Below are 20,831 nucleotides of genomic sequence, written 5' to 3'. Positions count from 1 at the left end.
CCTGTCCCGCCGGGCCTCACCTTCGGCGCTCTCCTCGGCCGCCTCCACCACGCGACGCTCGGAGAGCTGGGGTTCACCGGCGAGATCGCCCGCAAGGCTGTCCCCGCCCCGATCCAGGCCGGAGTGAGGACGGAGCCGACTCAAGAGGTGGGTGGTGGAGCGGAGCCACGCGTGGAGGAACGGCTTCGGCAGGCTGCGACGCCGCACCGACAAGCGCAGCCGCGTCGTGGACTTCTCCCTCTACCTGTCCGCCGCGATCGTCACCCTGCGCATGCTCATCCGCCGCGCGACCCCGCTCCACCGCTGGGACAGCCGCCCCACCACCAAGCGCCTGAAGTGACGCCTACGGCCGGGAGCTCTTACTTGGGCATCAGGACCGTGTCGATGAGCTCGACTGTTGCGTTCGCGGTCGGAATTCCCCCACAGACGATGTTCGCGGAGTCGTTCACCTTGAAGGCGTCGCCCGATCCGGACGTGGTGATGTTGCTGCCCTGCAAGGTCTTGAAGTCTCCGTTCCCGAGCTGGCTCTTGGTGATCTTCTGGTCCACCACGTGATAGGTGAGGACCTTTGTCAGCTGGTCCTTGTCGGCCAGCAGAGCGTCGAGATCCGCCTTCGGAATCTTCTCGAACGCAGCATCGGTCGGGGCGAACACCGTGATGTTCTTGGAATTGTTCAGAGTGTCGCTCAGGCCAGCCGCCTTGATCGCGGCGGTGAGCGTCGACAGCTCCGAGTTGTTGGAGGCCGCGGTGGCCACCGGGTCGTCGGCCATGCCGGCGGCGCTTCCCTGGCCTTCCGTCGGCAGGGAAGAACACCCCGGCCCGAACGGCTGCGAGCCGCTGTCGGCGGAAGCCGCCGGCACAGCGAGCCCCAGGGCTACGGGAAGGACCACTGCTGCTGACGCGCCAAGGACGGAGCGGCGGATTCGTGTGATGTTCATGGGACGTCTCCTCCGGACTCGGGACCGGGACTTGTGCACGGTCCCGCCGACGAAGGCCGACCGGACCGGCAACGCGGGCGCCGCGACCGCGGGCTGTGCCTCTCCCCGCGCGGGCCCGTCATTCAGCGTCACACAAATTCCTCGACTCCGCCCAGGGACCCCGCGCCGGTGGACACGACATCCGGTGGACACGACATGAAAACAACCCGGGCCTGCACTTCCGCATGCCCTGAACCCCTGCCTGAACGTGTGCGGCAGTGACGCTCACCATGATCTGGATACGACCGACGGCGACCAGGGCCCTTCCCGCTCCCCGGGCACCCAGACGCTCACACTCGTGAACGACGTGCTGGAGTGGCGCGCCGGAAACCTCACGGCCCTCCTACGCAAAGACGACTCCATGCAGCGCTCGGTGGCCACCGAGGCCACCGGCATCCCGCTCGGCATCGTCACGGCCGGTGCCGACCGTCACGACTCCCCGCTGCTTCTGCCCCCCTCAAGGCCGCCGATGAGTAGGTCGGCGGGCTTCCCGGCCAGGTCAACGTGTATCTGGACCGCGGCTACGACAGCGACAAGACTCGTCGCGCGCTATGAGAGCTGGGCTTCACCGGCGAGATCGCCGCAAGGGCGTCCCGCCCCGATCCAGAACGGCGAGAGGTGGGTGGTGGAGCGGAGCCGCGCGTGGAGGAACGGCTTCGACAGGCTGCGACGCCGCACCGACAAGCGCAGCCGCGTCGTGGACTTCTCCCTCTACCTGTCGGCCGCGATCGTCACCCTGCGCATGCTCATCCGCCGCGCGACCCCGCTCCACCGCTGGGACAGCCGCCCACCACCAAGCGCCTGAAGTGACGCCTACGACCGGGAGCTCTTAGCTTGTCAGGTGTACATGAGGCTGTCCCCGGACGCGAAGTACACGCAGCGTGTATGGCTGGCTTCCACCCGGCCCGTAAGCCGGCCGACCCGACGGCCAAGTCCCCGCCGCTCGGCAAGCCTTGGCGGCAAATCCCGGATGGATCGAAGGTGGCACGGTCGAGTGGGCGGCCAGCGCCCCACCCAGCCGACCCGCTGATCCGAGCGGATCGCGCTCGCGCTGACCGGGGCGAAGGCCGAACCCCGAACAGCGTGATCGTCCGCGTGCTCCAGCGAGCGAGTCCTTGCGCCGGCCGCCGTCATCCGGCACGACGAGCACACCGGGCAGCCCGTCATGAAATCGCTGACTGCATACGACCACTGACGGCTTGGTTCAATCATCTACGGTTCCGTCATGACGACTACGGAGTCTCGCTCGGATCTTCGGCCCCCCGGCCTGAACGCCGACGAGAAGACCACCCTGCTGACCTTCCTGGACTACCTGCGCGAGTCGGTCCTCGCGAAGGCGGCCGGTGTCCCGGAGCCTGCGGTCCGCGCGGCCGGTGTCCCTTCCGGTACAAGCCTGCTCCGACTGCTCAAGCACCTGACGGCCGTCGAGCTCAACTGGTTCGTCTGGGCCTACGCCGGCGCCGACCGCGAGCAGTGGGAGGACGAGGCTGCGGTCTCCGCCGACGACACCGCCTCGGACTTGGCGCACGCCTATCGCGAAGCGGTCACCCGGGCCAACGAGAGCATCCTCGCCTGCACCGACCTGGACCGCCCCGGCGCCCGCTCGCTGCGCGAAACCGCGCCGCCGTCGATGCGCTGGGTGCTGGTCCACATGATCGAGGAGACCGCCCGGCACGCCGGCCACGCAGACATCCTGCGCGAGCAGATCGACGGCTCGATCGGGCGGTGACGCAGGGGCGGTGAGTCAGGTGGGACCGCACCCACCGACCGATCACGCGAGCCCTGACCGCCTGCGACAACCGAGCCCCTAGATCGGTCATCTAGTCCTTCACCAGGTGCCACCACCAAGCGATGCTGGCGATCGGCAGGGGCTGGTCCGCTTCCCTCTCCTGGAAGGGGGAAGCGGCGCTGCCGGCCGGCAGGTCGGCCGGGTTCTCGGGGTTGACGTAGCGATGGGTGGTGAGGGACCAGTCGTAGTCGGCGCGGATCCAGGAGTCGCAGTCCGTGACCCACCGACGGAGCTCGGGGCCTGCGTCACGCAGGATCTGGTCCCGGAGGCGGAGGTACAGCGCCATGGCACGGGTGTGCATCATGGCGGTCTCGCTCACCGCTTCGTCGAGGGTGCATTTCCGCTCGTACGCGATCAGGTCGACGATGTTTCCGTATCCGTCCTGGCTGCGCTGGCGCTCCTTGTGATACGAGACCAGGTCGTTGGACCAGCCGATGATCGAGGCGAAGATCTCGACGAACCCCCGGATGTCGGGGCGCTCGTAGTCGGCCGCCGGGAGGTCGTACCCGTGGATGATCTCGCTGAGGGTCGAGAAGATCTTGACCCCGGAGGAGTCGAGCCGGACCGCGAGGTGGTCGGAGAGGGTGGGGATCCGCCCTGCTGCGCTGTTGGCGGCCATCCAGATCTGGCCCTGGAGGTAGGCGCGGAAGCTTGCCGCCCAGCGGGCCGTCTGCACCGGGGTGGTCAAGGTGTCGAGCCGCAGGCGCAACTCGCGTAACGCCGCGCTGTAGTTGTCGTCGGTGGGCGCCGTCCAGGGGACCTCGACGATGCGCTGAAGCTTGGTGACCATGAGCAGGGTGGCATCCGGGGAAGCCGCGACGGGTCCCTCGTCGCAGTACTCGTCGTCGAAGGCGAAGAGCCACATCAGGAAGTCCGAGGTCCACTGCAGCGCGGGGACGCGTCCGGAGGGAGCACCGCGGCTGGTGATCTCACCCACGGAGATCCGGGTCAGCCGTTCGCGTTGCGCGCGGTCGGAGTAGAGGCCGAACCGATCGAGCCAGGCGGCCGAGCGTTCGTCGATCTCACGCCAACTTGGATGGATCCCCGAGGGGAGCGGAACCCATAGCTGGGGGATCTTCGGCGCTGGTGCTGGGGAGGTCATGTACCGCCCTTTCACATGTACTTTTCAATGCCTCTGAGACCCGGAAGTTAGCAAGGTGTACGGGTAACGGGTACAGCCTTTTCAAGCCTGGTTGGCTCGTGTCCGGCTGTCGTTTTCGGCCTTGGTCCAGGCATCCGGCAGCGTCTCCGGCGTCCGAGTGAGGTGCGAAACTGGTTGATCAGGCATCGATTGCAGTTGATCGATCTCGGTGCACAGTTGGCCCGAAAGTGACTCTTGCCAGTTCAAGATTCACCAATTCAGCGGTGGAGCACCCGGTTCCGCCCATTCGAAACCGTCGAACAGGCTGAGGTGGCCCGGACCGCCGCAGTCGCTCCTGCCGGAGGGACCGCTCTGTGCCGGGAAACAATGGCGGGGAAACATCGGCGGGAAGTGACGCCCGACGAGAGGCTTTCAGCCCTCGCTTTCGCGGCTCGTCACGGCAAAGCGCAGTCGGGACCGTCAATGAGCCGGCTCGCCCACCGCGTCAGGGGACGCGCCGCCCGCCCCGCACGCCGAAGCGGGCGGCAACAGTGGCGCGTACGCGCCCGCTGTCACCGCCCGCTGTCACCGCCCGCTCCCGTACCGCCGTAGGCCCTACCGCTCCCCGTCCATGAGACCGGACTGCACCAGCGGATTCCCGCGGCGCCGGGTGACGAACACCCCGCGCCCCGGGGGCATCGGGCGCGGTCGTACGTTGCCGAGGATGTCGCCCTCGATGGGGTCGCCCGAGAGCATCAGGCCCTGCGCGCCCAGTTCCAGGATGCGCTGCAGGAAGGGCTCGTACAGGGCGCGGCCCGCCCCCGCCGTGCTGCGGGCGATGATGAACCGCACGCCGACGTCGCGGGAGAACGGCAGCATCTCCGTGAGCTTCGCCAGCGGGTTGCCGCTGGACGTCGAGACCAGGTCGTAGTCGTCGACGACCACGTACACGTCGGGGCCGCTCCACCAGCTGCGGTCACGCAGCTCCTGCGCCGTGACCTCGGGCGAGGGCGTACGGCGCTTCATCAGGTCGTACAGCGCGTCCGCGTGGTGCTCCATGTTGTTGGACATGGGCACGTACTCCGCCAGGTGCGTGGCGGGGGTGACGTCCAGGAGCGCTCGCCGGTTGTCGATGACGAAGAACTTGGCGGCGTTCCCCTCGTACCTCTCGGTCAGCTGTTTGATGAGCAGACGCAGCAGGTTGGACTTGCCGGACTCGCTCTCGCCGAACACCAGGAAGAACGGGTCCCGCTCGAAGTCGAGGAAGACCGGCTCCAGGTTGTTCTCGTCGATACCGAACGCGATGCCCCGCTCCGGCCGGGCGTAGCCCGCGGGCAGTTCGTGGACCGGGAGTTCCCGGGGCAGCAGCCGTACCGCCGGGGCGGGCGCCGCGGTCCAGTGCCGGGCGACCTCCTGGTTCATGGCGGCCGTGGCCTCGGAGAGGTCGCTGTCGGAGTTGATGCCGTCGATCCGCGGGACCGCGGCCATGAAGTGCAGCTTCTCCGGGGTGAGACCGCGACCGGGCACGCCGGCGGGCACGTTGACCGCGGCCTTGCGGTCCAGCTCGGAGTCCATGACGTCACCGAGTCGCAGTTCGAGCCGGTTCATCAGGTGGTCCTTGAGGTTGGCCCGGACCTCCATGGAGCGCGACGCGGTGACGACCAGGTGGATGCCGTAGCCGAGTCCGCGCTGCGCGATGTCGACGGCCGCGGATTCCAGGCCCTCGTAGTCCGTGCGGAAGTTGCCCCAGCCGTCGATCAGCAGGAACACGTCGCCCCACGGCTGGTCGGTCACCGAGATGTCACCGCGCGCCCGCATCCTGCGGAAGGTGGCGATGGAGTCGATGCCGGCGCTGCGGAAGTACTCCTCGCGGCGCGCCATGATCCCGTAGACCTCGGCGACCGTACGGCGCACCCGCTCGGGGTCGAGCCGGGAGGCGACCCCGCCGACATGGGGGAGGCCGGAGACCGAGGACAGTCCTCCGCCACCGAAGTCGAGTCCGTAGAACTGGACCTCCTGGGGCGTGTGGGTGAGGGCGAAGCCCGCGATGAGCGTCCGCAGCAGCGTGGACTTGCCCGACTGCGGGCCGCCGGTGATCTGCATGTGGCCCGCCGCGCCGGAGAAGTCCCGGTACAGCGTGTCGCGGCGCTGCTCGTACGGCTTGTCGACCACACCCAGCGGTACGACGAGACGTCCCGAGCCCTCGAACCCGGGCTGGGTCAGCCCGCGCCCCTCCACCGCCGAGAGTCCCGGCAGGAGCTCGTCCAGCGACGGCGGATTGTCCAGCGGAGGCAGCCACACCTGGTGCGCGGACGCCCCCCGGCCCTCCAGCCGGCGCACGATCACGTCGAGCACCGTGTCGGCCAGGGCGTCGTCCTCGGACGTGTGGGCGTCGGGTACGCCTGTCTGCGCCGTCGGCTGTACGTAACGCACCGGGACCGGAGCCGCCGTGAACACCACCGGCCGGCGGTCCACCGGCAGAGGACCGGAGGCCGCGGCCGGCTGGGCACCCGAGCGGTACACCCCGGAGACGTACGCCGCCTTGAAGCGGACCATCTCGTCCGTGCCGTACTTCAGATAGCCCGACCCGGGGACGTTGGGCAGGTGGTAGGCGTCGGGCACGCCCAGCGCGGCTCGGGACTCACCCGCGGAGAACGTACGCAGACCGATCCGGTACGACAGATAGGTCTCCAGGCCGCGCAGCCGCCCCTCCTCGAGGCGCTGCGAGGCCAGCAGCAGATGGACGCCGAGGGAGCGGCCGATACGCCCGATCTGCACGAACATCTCGATGAAGTCCGGCTTGGCCGTGAGCAACTCGCTGAACTCGTCGATGACCAGGACGAGGGACGGGATGGGCTGCAGCGGCGCACCCGCGGCCCGCGCCTTCTCGTAGTCGTGGATGTTGGCGTAGTTGCCCGCGTCGCGCAGCATCTCCTGGCGGCGGTTGAGCTCACCGCTGATGGAGTCGCCCATGCGGTCCACCAGCGTCAGGTCGTCCGCGAGGTTGGTGATCACCGCTGCGACGTGCGGCATCTGCGCCATGCCGGCGAAGGTGGCACCGCCCTTGAAGTCCGCGAGGACGAAGTTCAGCGTCTCCGAGGTATGGGTGACGGCGAGGCCCAGAACGAGCGTGCGGAGCAGCTCGGACTTTCCGGAACCGGTGGCACCGACACAGAGGCCGTGCGGGCCCATGCCCTCCTGCGCCGCCTCCTTGAGGTCCAGCATCACGGGGCCGCCGTCCTCGCCCACGCCGATCGGCACCCGGAGCCGCTCCGCCTGCGAGCGGGCCCGCCAGGTCCGGCTCACATCGACCGAGGCGGCGTCACCGAGATTCAGCAGATCGGTGAACTCCAGATTGGCGAGCAGCGGTTCGTCGTCGTCGCCGCCCGACGCCACGTGGAGGGGGGCCAGCTGGCGCGCCAGCGCCTCGGCGGCCTCGTGGCTCAGCAGGTCGGGGAGACCGTCGTACACCAGGCCGTGCCCCGACTCCAGCTGCAGCGAGTGGGGGTCGACCACGATGGAGAGGCCGCCGCGCGCTCCGGTGACCTGGCCCGTGACGATCTCGACGACCGTCACGCCCTGGAGACCCTCCGCCGACGCGAGCGCCGACGTGGCCGGTACGGACTCGCCGTCGAGCACGACGACGACGTGTGGCTGGTCGAGGATCGGCTGGCCACCCGGCTGGAAGCGGGGCCGGCCGTCGAGACGGCCCGCGAGCATCTCCTCCAGCTCCGCCACGCTCGTGGTGATCAGCCGCCGGCTGCCGGCCCCGTCGGTGGAACCCCGCACCTGGACGTGCGGGAGCCACTTCGTCCACTCCCAGCGCGGAGCGGCGTCGCGGCCGGCCGCCACGGCGATGACCAGGTCCTCGGGGGAGTGCAGCGAGGCGAGCGCCCCGACCATCGCACGGGCGGTGGCACGCGCGGACTCCGCCTCACCGCTGATCGTCAGGTGGTAGAAGGCACGGAGCGAGACCGCCATCGGCAGCCCGTCCAGCGTGCTGTGGGTCGTCAGGAACTGCTGCATCGCCCCGGCGGTCAGCGGCTCCAGCTCATCGACCGGCGCGGTGTCCGGTGCGACGAGCGGCGTGGCGAGTTCCTGGCTGCCCAGACCGATGCGTACGTGTGCGAAGTCCGCGTCCCCGACACGGCGCTCCCACACCCGGCTGCCCTCGGCGACGAGCGCCCACAGCTGCTCGGGGGAGGGGTGGAGGTAGAACTGCGCGTCACGCTGCTTCCGGGCGGTCCTCAGCACCGCGCGCCGGGTCTGCGTCAGGTACTTCAGATAGTCGCGCCGCATGTCCGCGAGCTGACCCTGGGTGCCGCGCCGGAAACGGACGATCATCGCAATGGCCATCGCGACCGTCGACGCAATCATGATCATGCCCATGATCCGCATGATCGGGTTCGGCGTCATGAAGAAGAAGACGACCGAGCCACCCATGCCGAGCATCGGCAGCAGCTGCATCATCACCCCCTCCTGCTGCCCACGGGGCAACTCGGGCGGAGGTTGCAACTGCACCTGCTCGCCCGGAACTTCGGAGGGGAGGGCCCGCGGTGGGCGCTTGACGACAATCTGGCTCACAGCTCACCAATTCCCTTGCCGGACGGAACTGTTCCTATCGGCGCCCCCGTGGCGACGGGTTCCGTCCGCGGGAGGATCCTACTGGCGTACCCGGCGACCCGAGGGCGGTAGGGTGTCGCGACGCGTGTACGCATCCGCTAACTACCGCAAAAAAATGGGTCATTCGGGACGCGGCTGGAGCCCGTGGTCCGAGGGTGCGTCGCAGAGGGAGTCCAGGAGAAGCATGAGGGGGAGCAGCAGGTGACTATGACGGCCCAAACGGCGGCGACCGGATCCGGTCGGCCGGGTCCCGGAATTCCGGCCGGCAACGGAACCGGCTTCTGCCGGGTCACGGTCGTCGCGCCCGACAGCCGCGTCGACGTGGCGCTGCCCGAGGACATCCCCGTCGCCGACCTCTACCCGGAGATCCTCCGGCTGTCGGGGCAGAGCCCCGCCCAGGGCGCCCCGGTCGGCTACCACCTGGTGCGCCGTGACGGCACCGTGCTCGACAGCGGACGCACACTGGCAGGACTGCGCGTCCTCGACGGCGAGCTGCTGTCCCTGCGTCCCTTCTCGGAGTCGCTGCCCCCCGCGGTCTTCGACGACGTCTCCGACGCCGTCGCCACAGCCGTCGCCAAGGACCGCACCCTCTGGGGTGACACCCTGATGCGCTCGGCCGGCCTCTTCGGCGGCTCCGTCCTGCTGGTCCTGCTCGGCTTCGTACTGTGGACCTCCGACGTCCGGCACGACATGCACGGCCTGCCGGGCATCCTGGCCGGCGTCACCGCCCTGCTCCTTCTCGCGCTGGCGTGCGTACGCGCGCGTGTCTACGCGGACCGCGGGTCCTCCATCGCCCTGGGTATCGGCGCACTCGCCAACGCGGCGGTCGCCGGCGCCGGGCTCCTCTCGCTCAGCCAGGGCCAGGGCATCGGCAGGCTCCAGTTCCTGCTCGCCTGTGCCGCCGTCCTGGTGGTGTCGGTGATCCTCATGATCGCCGCTCCCGAGGGTGACGGAACCTTCGTCGCGTTCGTGTTCGCCTCGGCCATCGGCGTTCTGGTGACCTTCATCGCGATCATGACCGGCATGGCGCCGTCCGAGACCGCGGCCGTCTGCGCGCCCCTCGCCGTCGGGCTCCTCGGCTTCCTGCCCGGGCTCTCCACCCGCTTCGCCCGTCTCCCGATCGGCTTCGAGCCTCCCCGCACCACCGTCGGCGACTACGGGACCTCCGACCCGGCCCCGCAGGGCCCCGTGGATGCCGACCGCATCGCCGCCCAGGCCCGGCGCGGCCACGAACTGCTCCTCGGTCTGGTCGGCGGATGCGCGCTGGTCGCCGTGGGCGCAGCCGCGGTGCTGGGCTTCTCGGACAGCGTCTGGGGCCAGCTGCTGGCGCTCGCCACCGGGGTCGCGATGCTGATGCGCGCCCACCTGTTCCGCTACACGGCCCAGGTCGGCTGCGCCCTCGGAGCGGGTCTCTCCGCGCTCGTGCTCCTCGGTCTCGGGCTCTCGCTCAACCCGCCGGCCGAGCTGTTCCTGAACGCGCTCAAGGGTGACAGCGCGGGACTCGACATCCGTACGATCTGGCTCACAGCCGCGGTCGCGGGCGTCGCCGCGCTGATCACCGCCATCGGCCTGATCGTGCCGCGCAAGGGGGTCACCCCGTTCTGGGGGCGCTTCCTGGAGGTCGCCGAGGCGTGCGTACTCCTGACGCTGCTGCCGCTGTGCCTGGCCGTTTTCGACGTCTACCACTCGATCCGGGCGCTCACCAGCTGACGCCCGTCAGAGGCGCCCCGGGGGACTGGTACTCTGACCAGTGGCCGTTTGTGTACGCGTCCCCGGATCATCCTGGGGGCTGCGCTCATCGGACCTTCGCCTCCGAGTCATGGAAGCTCCCCTGAGATCAAGACCAGGGGCACTCGTGGGCGCATCGAACATCAAGAGGAGTACGCGTGCCGCTCGACGCCGCTACGAAGAAGCAGATCATGTCCGAGTTCGCCCAGAAGGAGGGTGACACCGGATCCCCCGAGGTCCAGGTCGCCATGCTCTCCCGCCGGATCTCGGACCTGACGGAGCACCTCAAGACGCACAAGCACGACCACCACTCCCGTCGTGGTCTGCTGATCCTGGTCGGCCAGCGTCGCCGCCTCCTGCAGTACCTCGCCAAGAAGGACATCCAGCGCTTCCGTGCGCTCGTCGACCGCCTCGGCATCCGCCGTGGCGCGGCCGGCGGCGCCAAGTAAAGACGCTGTCGAAGGGAGCGGTACCCACTTCCAGGGGACCGCTCCCTTTGCCGTACGTGCGCTACCGGGCCCCGGCTCAGTAACCTGGACGTACAACACCAGACGAGGAGAGGCGCCCCACGGCCGCCGCCGGTCCTCGGTAGTGGCCCCCGGGACAACGCCCGGGAGCTTCGATCGAAGACCGGCCCCGCACACACGGTGCGCTTCTCCGCACCGTCCTGCGCCACACGGGCGCCAGGACGAAAGACGACGAGTATGGAGAAATCACTAGTGGAGAACGAGACCCACTACGCCGAGGCCGTTATCGACAACGGAACCTTCGGCACCCGCACCATCCGCTTCGAGACGGGCCGCCTGGCCAAGCAGGCCGCAGGCTCCGCCGTCGCGTACCTGGACGACGACACCATGGTGCTGTCGGCCACCACCGCTTCCAAGCGGCCCAAGGACAACCTCGACTTCTTCCCCCTCACGGTGGACGTCGAGGAGCGGCAGTACGCGGCCGGCAAGATCCCCGGCTCCTTCTTCCGCCGTGAGGGCCGGCCCTCCGAGGACGCGATCCTCACCTGCCGCCTGATCGACCGCCCGCTGCGCCCCTCCTTCACCAAGGGCCTGCGTAACGAGATCCAGATCGTCGAGACGATCATGGCGCTCAACCCCGACCACCTGTACGACGTGGTCGCGATCAACGCCGCCTCCGCTTCCACGATCCTGGCGGGCCTGCCCTTCTCCGGCCCGATCGGCGCCACCCGCGTCGCCCTGATCAAGGGCCAGTGGGTCGCCTTCCCGACGCACACCGAGCTCGAGGACGCCGTCTTCGACATGGTCGTCGCCGGTCGCGTCCTCGAGGACGGCGACGTCGCGATCATGATGGTCGAGGCCGAGGCCACCGAGAAGACCATCCAGCTCGTCAAGGACGGCGCCGAGGCCCCGACCGAAGAGGTCGTCGCCGCCGGTCTGGAAGCCGCGAAGCCCTTCATCAAGGCGCTCTGCAAGGCCCAGTCCGACCTCGCCGCCAAGGCCGCCAAGCCCACCGGCGAGTTCCCGGTCTTCCTCGACTACCAGGACGACGTCCTGGAGGCGCTCTCCAAGGCCGTCAGCACCGAGCTCGCCAAGGCGCTCACCATCGCCGGCAAGCAGGAGCGCGAGGCGGAGCTCGACCGCATCAAGGAGATCGCGGGCGAGAAGCTCCTCCCGGCCTTCGAGGGCCGCGAGAAGGAGATCTCCGGTGCCTACCGCGCGCTGACCAAGAAGCTGGTCCGCGAGCGCGTCATCAAGGACAAGGTCCGCATCGACGGCCGCGGCGTCACGGACATCCGTACGCTCGCCGCCGAGGTCGAGGCCATCCCGCGCGTGCACGGCTCGGCACTGTTCGAGCGTGGCGAGACCCAGATCCTGGGCGTCACCACCCTCAACATGCTCCGCATGGAGCAGCAGCTGGACACCCTCTCCCCGGTGACCCGCAAGCGCTACATGCACAACTACAACTTCCCGCCGTACTCCGTCGGTGAGACCGGCCGCGTGGGCTCGCCCAAGCGCCGCGAGATCGGCCACGGCGCGCTCGCCGAGCGCGCCATCGTGCCGGTGCTGCCGTCGCGCGAGGAGTTCCCCTACGCGATCCGCCAGGTCTCCGAGGCGCTGGGCTCCAACGGCTCGACGTCCATGGGTTCGGTCTGCGCCTCCACCATGTCGCTGCTGAACGCCGGTGTGCCCCTCAAGGCCGCCGTCGCCGGTATCGCCATGGGCCTGATCTCGCAGGAGATCGACGGCAAGACGCACTACGTCGCCCTCACCGACATCCTCGGTGCGGAGGACGCCTTCGGCGACATGGACTTCAAGGTCGCCGGTACGAAGCAGTTCGTGACCGCGCTCCAGCTCGACACCAAGCTCGACGGCATCCCCGCCTCGGTCCTGGCCGCCGCGCTGAAGCAGGCCCGTGACGCGCGTCTGCACATCCTGGACGTCATGAACGAGGCCATCGACGTCCCGGACGAGATGTCCCCGAACGCCCCGCGGATCATCACCGTCAAGATCCCGGTGGACAAGATCGGTGAGGTCATCGGCCCCAAGGGCAAGATGATCAACCAGATCCAGGAGGACACCGGCGCCGACATCACGATCGAGGACGACGGCACCATCTACATCGGTGCCCAGCAGGGCTCGCAGGCCGAGGCCGCCCGCGCCACGATCAACGCCATCGCCAACCCGACCATGCCGGAGGTCGGCGAGCGCTACCTGGGTACGGTCGTCAAGACCACCACCTTCGGTGCGTTCGTCTCCCTGATGCCCGGCAAGGACGGTCTGCTGCACATCTCGCAGATCCGCAAGCTCGCCGGTGGCAAGCGCGTGGAGAACGTCGAGGACGTGCTCGGCGTCGGCGCCAAGGTCCAGGTCGAGATCGCGGAGATCGACTCCCGCGGCAAGCTCTCCCTCATCCCCGTCATCGAGGGTGAAGAAGACGAGAAGAAGGACGACACCGACAAGTGACGTCCCGTAGTTCCGTGACGACGGCCCGCACCTCCTCGGAGGCGCGGGCCGTCGCCCGTACCCAAACGCTTCTCAAGGGCAGCAACGGCATCGGGACCGTCCGCCGCACCGTCCTCCCGGGCGGGCTCCGGATCGTCACCGAGACGCTGCCCTCCGTACGCTCCGCCACCTTCGGGATCTGGGCCAACGTCGGTTCCCGCGACGAGACGCCCAGCCTGAACGGCGCGACGCACTACCTCGAACACCTCCTCTTCAAGGGCACGGCCAAGCGCAGTGCCCTCGACATCTCGTCCGCGATCGACGCGGTCGGCGGCGAGATGAACGCCTTCACGGCGAAGGAGTACACCTGCTACTACGCGCGGGTCCTGGACACCGATCTGCCGCTGGCCATCGATGTCGTCTGCGACATGCTGACCGGCTCCCTGATCGCCCCCGAGGACGTGGACGCCGAGCGCGGCGTCATCCTCGAGGAGATCGCGATGACGGAGGACGATCCGGGCGACTGCGTGCACGACCTGTTCGCGCACACGATGCTCGGTGACACCCCGCTGGGCCGCCCCGTGCTCGGCACCGTCGACACGATCAACGCCCTGGACCGGGGGCAGATCGCCCGCTTCTACAAGAAGCACTACGACCCCACGCACCTGGTCGTCGCCGCCGCCGGCAACGTCGACCACGCCACGGTCGTACGCCAGGTCCGCAAGGCGTTCGAGCGCGCCGGCGCCCTGGGCCGCACCGACGCCGTCCCCACCGCGCCCCGCGCAGGCTCCCGCACGCTGCGCGCCAACGGCCGCGTCGAACTGCTGAACCGCAAGACCGAGCAGGCCCATGTCGTGCTCGGCATGCCCGGCCTGGCCAGGACCGACGAGCGCCGCTGGGCACTCGGCGTCCTGAACACCGCCCTCGGCGGCGGCATGAGCTCCCGCCTCTTCCAGGAGGTACGGGAGAAGCGCGGTCTGGCCTACAGCGTGTACTCGTACACCTCGGGCTTCGCCGACTGCGGGCTCTTCGGCGTGTACGCGGGCTGCCGCCCCAGCCAGGTGCACGACGTCCTCAAGATCTGCCGCGACGAGCTCGACCGCGCGGCGACGGACGGCCTCGGCGACGAGGAGATCAGCCGCGCCGTCGGACAGCTCGCGGGGTCCACCGTCCTCGGACTGGAGGACACCGGCGCGCTCATGAACCGCATCGGCAAGAGCGAGCTCTGCTGGGGCGAACAGATGTCCGTGGATGACATGCTGGCGAAGATCGCGGCGGTCACCCCCGACGAGGTCCGGGCCGTCGCGGCCGACGTCCTCGGCCAGCGGCCCTCGCTCTCGGTCATCGGCCCGCTGAAGGACAAGCAGGCCGACCGCCTCCAGGAAGCGGTCTCTCTCACCACCCCGTAAGGAAAAGAACACATGAGCAAGCTGCGCGTGGCCGTTCTCGGCGCCAAGGGACGCATCGGTTCCGAGGCGGTACGAGCCGTGGAGGCCGCCGACGACATGGAGCTGGTGGCCGCACTCGGCCGCGGCGACTCGCTGGACGCCCTCACGGACAGCGGCGCCCAGGCGGTCGTCGAGCTGACCACACCCGCGTCGGTGATGGACAACCTCGACTTCTGCGTCCGGCACGGGATCCACGCGGTCGTCGGCACCACCGGCTGGACCGACGAACGGCTCGCGCAGCTGAACACCTGGCTCTCCGCCTCCCCCGAGACCGGTGTGCTCATCGCGCCGAACTTCTCCATCGGCGCGGTCCTCACGATGAAGTTCGCGGAGCAGGCCGCCCGCTACTTCGAATCCGTCGAGGTCATCGAGCTCCACCACCCGAACAAGGCCGACGCGCCCTCCGGCACGGCCACCCGCACCGCCCAGCTCATCGCGGCGGCCCGGAAGAAGGCCGGAGCGGCGCCGCAGCCCGACGCCACCGCCACCGCGCTGGACGGAGCCCGCGGCGCGGACGTCGACGGGGTCCCGGTCCACTCGGTCCGGCTCCGCGGCCTCCTCGCCCACCAGGAGGTCCTGCTGGGCGGTGAGGGCGAGACCCTCACCCTGCGCCACGACTCGCTGCACCACAGCAGCTTCATGCCGGGCATCCTGCTCGGCACCCGCCGCGTGGTGACCACTCCCGGCCTCACCTTCGGCCTGGAACACTTCCTCGACCTGAACTGACTGGGCCCAACCCCATGCGCGCAAAGCTCACCTACGTCGTCACCGCCGCCGTGCTGGTCTTCTACTTCGTCCTCGCCGGCAGCCGCGGCGTCCTGCTCATCGAGCACGGCACGCTGCTCACGGTCACCTTCGGCGTGGCCGTGCTGATCCTGCCGGTGATCGGCATCTGGTTCCTCTGGAAGAACACCCAGTTCGTACGCAGGGCCAACGCCCTGGCCGCCGAACTGGACGCGGAGGGCGGCCTCCCCGTCGACGAGCTGGTGCGCACCCCCTCCGGGCGTATCGACCGGGACTCCGCCGACGCCGTCTTCGCGCGGCGCCGGGAGGAGACCGAGGACAGCCCGGACGACTGGCGCTGCTGGTTCCGGCTGGCGGTGGCCTACCAGGACGCGAGGGACACCCCCCGCGCCCGCAAGGCCATGCAGCGCGCCATCGCCCTGCACACGAACAAGCCGGTACGCGCCTGACCTGGCGCCGTACCGGCTTGTAGGTGTCCTGGCGGGCCCCCGAGGGCCCCTTCCGTCAGGGGGTGCGGTATTCGTCGCCCCAGGCCTCGATGGAGTCCGTGGCACGCTCGAACGCCTCGGGCCGGGCCAGGAAGTCCGCGTTGTGGTCGGTGACCAGCGGCGCCAGCGACTCGCCGCCCTTACGCACCACGACCAGGGCCTGTCCCTGGACGGTGCGCGGGAGACCGAGCCACTTGACCGGCTGCTGCACCGTGCGCACGGCTGCGGCGTCGTTCCAACGGACGGTGGTCGTGAGGAAGAAGCCCACCCGGCGCACGCCGTGCCGGCTGACCCAGGCACCGACCCGGAGCAGCCGCAGCGCACACGCGATCATCACGGCGGCGAGTGCGAAACACAGCGAGGCACCGGACAGAGATCCGGCGAACGTGATGATCACCGCGGCCAGCAGGACGAAGGACGCCAGCAGCAGCAGGGTGGCTGCCGCCGCGACCCGCCACGGGCCGGGGCGGTAGGGCCGCCGCCAGCTGTCATGGTCGTCGAACGGCAGCGCGATGTCCTCCGCTTCCGCGTCGAATGCGCGGTCGGCCGTCAGGAAGGGCAGGGGCACGACTGATCCTCACTCACAAGCACGCTCGATTGCTGTGCCCGGTGAGGCTACCGAGCGGCCCCCCGGCCGACCACCCCAGGGGGCCCGTACGGGTCAGCGGTGCCGCGCGGCCTCGGACGTCTGGCTGTGCGACGGCGTCCGGTCGGTGTCGAGAGCGGGCAGGCCGAAGAGCAGCGAACCGGCGAAGCCGGCGATCAGCGTCAGCCCTACGAGGGAGTGAGCGGCCAGCTGGGAGCGGCTGGCGCGGCGGCGGGGAGGCGGAGTGACATTACTGCGGAACCGGTCGGCCTCGGCAACGAACGAGAACGGGACGGATTCACGCCGGCGGAACATGAGGAAACTCTCCTTGAACTCTGTGACGGGTGCTGCTAATCAGTCAGACGTACGAGAGGCCCCATCGGTGCCCCGAATCGCCGAACCGGTCCAGAATTTCCCGCTGACGGAGGCCGTCCCCGGGGCCCGTAGAGTGGACGCCGCCCGAGCGACGCCATTGGAAGGACCCCCGCCGGTGACCGACACCCCCGAGCCCACGAAAGCCCACTTCCGCAGCGATGTCACCGTTGACCTGGTGAAATCGGCTGCCGCCGACTCCGACGTGCTCTTCGCAGCCCGCGTGTCGACGGCGGGGGAGCAGTCCCTGGAAGAGGTGACCAAGGACCCCGAGCGGTCCAAGGGGCTCATCAACTATCTGATGCGGGACCGGCACGGCAGCCCGTTCGAGCACAACTCGATGACCTTCTTCATCAGCGCCCCGATCTTCGTGTTCCGTGAGTTCATGCGGCATCGCGTGGGCTGGTCGTACAACGAGGAATCGGGCCGTTACAGGGAGCTCGAGCCGGTCTTCTACGTCCCGGGCGAGTCGCGCAAGCTCATCCAGCAGGGCCGCCCCGGCAAGTACGAATTCGTCGAGGGAACCCCGGAGCAGCACGAGCTCACCAGCCGTGCCATGGAGGCGTCGTACCGCCAGGCATACGACGCCTACCAGGAGATGCTCGCCGCCGGGGTGGCCCGCGAGGTCGCACGGGCGGTGCTCCCCGTCGGCCTGTTCTCCACGATGTACGCCACCTGCAACGCCCGCTCGCTGATGCACTTCCTCGGCCTGCGTACACAGCACGAACTGGCCAAGGTGCCGTCCTTCCCGCAGCGGGAGATCGAAATGGTCGGCGAGCAGATGGAACAGCACTGGCAGAACCTGATGCCGCTCACTCATGCCGCCTTCAACAAAAACGGACGGGTAGCCCCGTAGGCGGTGTCCGTATTGCGGCGTTTCGTAAAGTTCATCTAGGCTGATCAAACGGACCCGGCACTGCTTGAACCCCCGAGCAGGCAGTGCCGGGCTCCTCTTCCTCGTCCCCCGAGGGAGCGCGGCGCTCCGAGCAACGAGTAGCGTGTTACCCATGGCTCCGATCTCCACTCCGCAGACCCCCTTCGGGAGGGTCCTCACCGCTATGGTCACGCCGTTCACGGCGGACGGCGCTCTCGACCTCGACGGCGCCCAGCGGCTCGCCGCCCATCTGGTGGACGCAGGCAACGACGGCCTGGTCGTCAACGGCACCACGGGCGAGTCCCCGACCACCAGCGACGCGGAGAAAGACCAGCTCGTACGGGCTGTGCTGGAAGCTGTGGGAGACCGGGCCCACGTCGTCGCCGGCGTCGGCACCAACGACACCCGGCACAGCATCGAGCTGGCACGTACCGCCGAGCGCAGCGGTGCCCACGGCCTCCTCGCGGTGACGCCGTACTACAACAAGCCGCCGCAGGAGGGTCTCCTCCGCCACTTCGGCGCCATCGCGGACTCCACGGAGCTCCCGGTCATGCTGTACGACATTCCGGGCCGCAGCGGTGTGCCGATCGACACAGAGACGCTCGTACGCCTCGCCGAGCACCCCCGGATCGTCGCCAACAAGGACGCCAAGGGAGATCTGGGCCGTTCCAGCTGGGCCATCGCCCAGTCCGGCCTCGCCTGGTACTCCGGCGACGACATGCTCAACCTCCCGCTCCTCTCGGTCGGCGCCGTCGGTTTCGTCTCCGTCGTCGGCCATGTCGCCACGCCGGAACTGCGCGCGCTCATCGAGGCCCACCTCGGCGGCGACGTCCAGAAGGCCACGGAGATCCACCAGAAGCTGCTCCCGGTCTTCACCGGGATGTTCCGCACCCAGGGCGTGATCACCACCAAGGCCGCGCTCACCCTCCAGGGCCTCCCCGCCGGCCCGCTGCGCCTCCCCCTCGTGGAACTCACCGCACAGGAGACGGCCCAGCTCAAGATCGATCTGGCTGCCGGTGGGGTACAGCTCTGACCACGGACTTCACAACTGAATACGCGAGGACACTCGCGGCGGTAACACCACCTGACAACAGCAAGTGCACGAATGACATGCGCGCCACGTGCCCTCAGCGGTACGTGGCGCGCGTGGTAAGGAGAGTCTTTTGAGTCATCCGCATCCTGAACTCGGTACCCCGCCGAAGCTCCCCAAGGGCGGCCTGCGGGTCACCCCGCTGGGCGGCCTGGGCGAGATCGGCCGCAACATGACGGTCTTCGAGTACGGCGGCCGCCTGCTCATCGTCGACTGCGGCGTGCTCTTCCCGGAGGAGGAGCAGCCCGGCATCGACCTGATCCTTCCGGACTTCACCACCATCCGGGACCGCCTGGACGACATCGAGGGCATCGTCCTCACGCACGGCCACGAGGACCACATCGGTGCCGTCCCTTATCTGCTCCGGCTCAAGCCGGACATCCCGCTCATCGGCTCCAAGCTGACCCTCGCGCTCATCGAGGCCAAGCTCCAGGAGCACCGGATCCGTCCCTACACCCTTGAGGTGATCGAGGGACAGCGTGAGCGCATCGGTGTGTTCGACTGCGAGTTCATCGCCGTCAACCACTCCATCCCGGACGCCCTCGCGGTCGCCATCCGCACCCCTGCGGGCATGGCCGTCGTGACCGGTGACTTCAAGATGGACCAGCTCCCGCTGGACGGCCGTCTCACCGACCTGCACGCCTTCGCCCGGCTGAGCGAGGAAGGCATCGACCTTCTTCTCTCCGACTCGACGAACGCCGAGGTCCCTGGATTCGTCCCGCCGGAGAAGGACATCTCCAACGTCCTGCGTACGGTGTTCGCCAACGCGCAGAAGCGCATCATCGTGGCCAGCTTCGCCAGCCACGTCCACCGCATCCAGCAGATCCTGGACGCCGCTCACGAATACGGCCGCAGGGTCGCCTTCGTCGGACGGTCCATGGTCCGCAACATGGGGATCGCCCGGGATCTGGGCTATCTGAAGGTGCCCGCGGGTCTGGTCGTCGACGTCAAGACCCTCGACGACCTGCCCGACGACGAGGTCGTGCTGGTCTGCACGGGCTCCCAGGGCGAGCCGATGGCGGCCCTCTCCCGTATGGCGAACCGCGATCACCAGATCCGGATCGTCCCGGGCGACACGGTGATCCTGGCGTCGTCGCTGATCCCCGGCAACGAGAACGCGGTCTACCGCGTGATCAACGGTCTGACCCGCTGGGGTGCGAACGTCGTCCACAAGGGCAACGCCAAGGTCCACGTCTCGGGCCATGCCTCGGCCGGCGAGCTGTTGTACTTCTACAACATCTGCAAGCCGAAGAACCTGATGCCGGTGCACGGCGAGTGGCGCCACCTCAGGGCCAACGCCGAGCTGGGTGCGCTGACCGGTGTGCCGAAGGACCACATCGTCATCGCCGAGGACGGCGTCGTCGTCGACCTCGTCGACGGCAGGGCGAAGATCGTCGGCAAGGTTCAGGCCGGCTACGTGTACGTGGACGGTCTCTCCGTCGGCGATGTCACCGAGACGTCGCTGAAGGACCGCCGCATCCTCGGTGACGAGGGGATCATCTCGGTCTTCATCGTGGTCGACAGTTCGTCCGGCAAGATCGTGGGCGGCCCGCACATCCAGGCCCGCGGCTCCGGTATCGACGACGGTGCGTTCACCGCGGTGGTGCCCAAGGTCGAGGACGCCCTGAACAAGTCGGCGCAGGACGGGGTGATGGAGCCTCACCAGCTCCAGCAGCTCGTGCGGCGCGTGGTGGGCAAGTGGGTGTCGGACACCTACCGCCGGCGTCCGATGATCCTTCCGGTCGTCGTCGAGGTCTGACGGGTACGGCCGCCTTCAGGCCACCGACCAGGAGCGGGGCGCCTCGATTTGCATCGAGGCGCCCCGCTCCAGTACGTTTGCGGTTCCGCCTGAACGGGAAGCACCCCGCGCATCCGTGCGCTGGGAGCCCTTCGCTGGGGCGGGAAATCCGACTCAGAATCTCTGATAAAGTCGGATCCGCCGAAAGGCAAAGGCCACTCCACAGGCCACCGGAATCAAATTCGGACCGGAAACGGAACGGAAAAGAGTCTGGTAAAGTTGGAAACGCCGGAAAGGGAAACGCGAAAGCGAAGAACTGGAAAGCGATTGAGCAGGAACCCGCTTCGGCCGGGAATCGGACACGAAAGAGTCTGATAGAGT

15 protein-coding genes and 3 pseudogenes are annotated in these 20,831 nt (G+C 68.8%); 13 read left to right on the top strand and 5 right to left on the bottom strand.

Translation table 11 applies throughout. The features are described 5' to 3' along the window. Window positions 1-51 precede the first annotated feature (51 nt). A pseudogene (locus ACZ32T_RS17125) lies at window positions 52-340 on the top strand (IS5/IS1182 family transposase); the annotation flags it as partial. 19 nt (window positions 341-359) lie between these two features. Here ACZ32T_RS17125 and ACZ32T_RS17120 read toward each other — a convergent pair. Further along, a complete protein-coding gene (locus tag ACZ32T_RS17120; protein ID WP_467273950.1) occupies window positions 360-938 on the bottom strand; it encodes a fasciclin domain-containing protein in 579 nt (192 codons plus the stop codon). A 403-nt stretch (window positions 939-1,341) separates the two neighbouring features. Here ACZ32T_RS17120 and ACZ32T_RS17115 point away from each other — a divergent pair. The 3 genes and pseudogenes from ACZ32T_RS17115 to ACZ32T_RS17105 form a co-directional block, all read left to right on the top strand. Further along, a pseudogene (locus ACZ32T_RS17115) lies at window positions 1,342-1,787 on the top strand (transposase); the annotation flags it as partial. 243 nt (window positions 1,788-2,030) lie between these two features. Then, window positions 2,031-2,172 (top strand): annotated as a pseudogene (locus ACZ32T_RS17110) (IS982 family transposase); the annotation flags it as partial. Between the two features lie 30 nt (window positions 2,173-2,202). Next, window positions 2,203-2,706, top strand: coding sequence for a DinB family protein (locus tag ACZ32T_RS17105; RefSeq protein WP_467367613.1), 504 nt, complete (start codon window positions 2,203-2,205; stop codon window positions 2,704-2,706). A gap of 91 nt (window positions 2,707-2,797) precedes the next feature. On the opposite strand, the gene ACZ32T_RS17100 is transcribed toward ACZ32T_RS17105, so the two are convergent. Both ACZ32T_RS17100 and eccCa read right to left on the bottom strand, forming a co-directional pair. Then, a complete protein-coding gene (locus ACZ32T_RS17100; protein ID WP_467273952.1) occupies window positions 2,798-3,868 on the bottom strand; it encodes a (+)-(1(10)E,4E,6S,7R)-germacradien-6-ol synthase in 1,071 nt (356 codons plus the stop codon). A 594-nt stretch (window positions 3,869-4,462) separates the two neighbouring features. Next, window positions 4,463-8,431: a type VII secretion protein EccCa gene (gene eccCa / locus ACZ32T_RS17095; RefSeq protein WP_467367611.1), complete on the bottom strand. Its 3,969-nt coding sequence runs from the start codon at window positions 8,429-8,431 to the stop codon at window positions 4,463-4,465. Window positions 8,432-8,677: 246 nt separating this feature from the next. Between eccCa and eccD the strand changes: the two genes are divergently transcribed. From eccD to ACZ32T_RS17065, 6 genes are all read left to right on the top strand, one after another. Further along, a complete protein-coding gene (gene eccD, locus ACZ32T_RS17090; RefSeq protein ID WP_467273956.1) occupies window positions 8,678-10,180 on the top strand; it encodes a type VII secretion integral membrane protein EccD in 1,503 nt (500 codons plus the stop codon). A 176-nt stretch (window positions 10,181-10,356) separates the two neighbouring features. Further along, window positions 10,357-10,647 carry a 30S ribosomal protein S15 gene (rpsO, locus tag ACZ32T_RS17085; protein WP_003965855.1) on the top strand — a complete coding sequence of 97 codons (291 nt, stop codon included), beginning with the start codon at window positions 10,357-10,359 and terminating at the stop codon, window positions 10,645-10,647. 270 nt (window positions 10,648-10,917) lie between these two features. Beyond that, the gene (locus tag ACZ32T_RS17080) at window positions 10,918-13,131 is read left to right on the top strand and encodes a polyribonucleotide nucleotidyltransferase (RefSeq protein WP_467273973.1); all 2,214 of its coding nucleotides are present in this window, start codon (window positions 10,918-10,920) and stop codon (window positions 13,129-13,131) included. Continuing rightward, window positions 13,128-14,519 carry a M16 family metallopeptidase gene (locus ACZ32T_RS17075; RefSeq protein ID WP_467273958.1) on the top strand — a complete coding sequence of 464 codons (1,392 nt, stop codon included), beginning with the start codon at window positions 13,128-13,130 and terminating at the stop codon, window positions 14,517-14,519. The genes ACZ32T_RS17080 and ACZ32T_RS17075 overlap by 4 nt, the downstream gene beginning before the upstream one ends. 12 nt (window positions 14,520-14,531) lie before the next feature. Beyond that, a complete protein-coding gene (gene dapB, locus ACZ32T_RS17070; RefSeq protein ID WP_467273960.1) occupies window positions 14,532-15,284 on the top strand; it encodes a 4-hydroxy-tetrahydrodipicolinate reductase in 753 nt (250 codons plus the stop codon). A 14-nt stretch (window positions 15,285-15,298) separates the two neighbouring features. Then, window positions 15,299-15,751, top strand: a complete 453-nt coding sequence (locus ACZ32T_RS17065) for a tetratricopeptide repeat protein (protein ID WP_104789520.1) — start codon at window positions 15,299-15,301, stop codon at window positions 15,749-15,751. 55 nt (window positions 15,752-15,806) lie between these two features. Here the strand turns inward: ACZ32T_RS17065 and ACZ32T_RS17060 are convergent, their stop codons facing one another. Next, window positions 15,807-16,358 carry a hypothetical protein gene (locus ACZ32T_RS17060; protein ID WP_467273963.1) on the bottom strand — a complete coding sequence of 184 codons (552 nt, stop codon included), beginning with the start codon at window positions 16,356-16,358 and terminating at the stop codon, window positions 15,807-15,809. A gap of 93 nt (window positions 16,359-16,451) precedes the next feature. Beyond that, window positions 16,452-16,691, bottom strand: coding sequence for a hypothetical protein (locus ACZ32T_RS17055; RefSeq protein ID WP_356713746.1), 240 nt, complete (start codon window positions 16,689-16,691; stop codon window positions 16,452-16,454). A 175-nt stretch (window positions 16,692-16,866) separates the two neighbouring features. On the opposite strand from ACZ32T_RS17055, the gene thyX reads away from it, so the two are divergent. From thyX to ACZ32T_RS17040, 3 genes are all read left to right on the top strand, one after another. Further along, on the top strand, window positions 16,867-17,604 hold the full coding sequence (gene thyX / locus ACZ32T_RS17050; protein WP_467273965.1) for an FAD-dependent thymidylate synthase: 738 nt from the start codon (window positions 16,867-16,869) through the stop codon (window positions 17,602-17,604). Between the two features lie 151 nt (window positions 17,605-17,755). Continuing rightward, entirely contained in the window at window positions 17,756-18,655 is a 900-nt protein-coding gene (gene dapA / locus ACZ32T_RS17045) for a 4-hydroxy-tetrahydrodipicolinate synthase (RefSeq protein WP_356713748.1), read from the top strand. Window positions 18,656-18,785: 130 nt separating this feature from the next. After that, window positions 18,786-20,471, top strand: a complete 1,686-nt coding sequence (locus ACZ32T_RS17040; protein ID WP_467273967.1) for a ribonuclease J — start codon at window positions 18,786-18,788, stop codon at window positions 20,469-20,471. Window positions 20,472-20,831: the final 360 nt, after the last annotated feature.

It is taken from the genome of Streptomyces sp. NPDC023573, assembly GCF_055559735.1.
The sequence above is the reverse complement of the archived record's forward strand: the minus strand, read 5'-3'. Positions and strand labels throughout refer to the sequence as shown.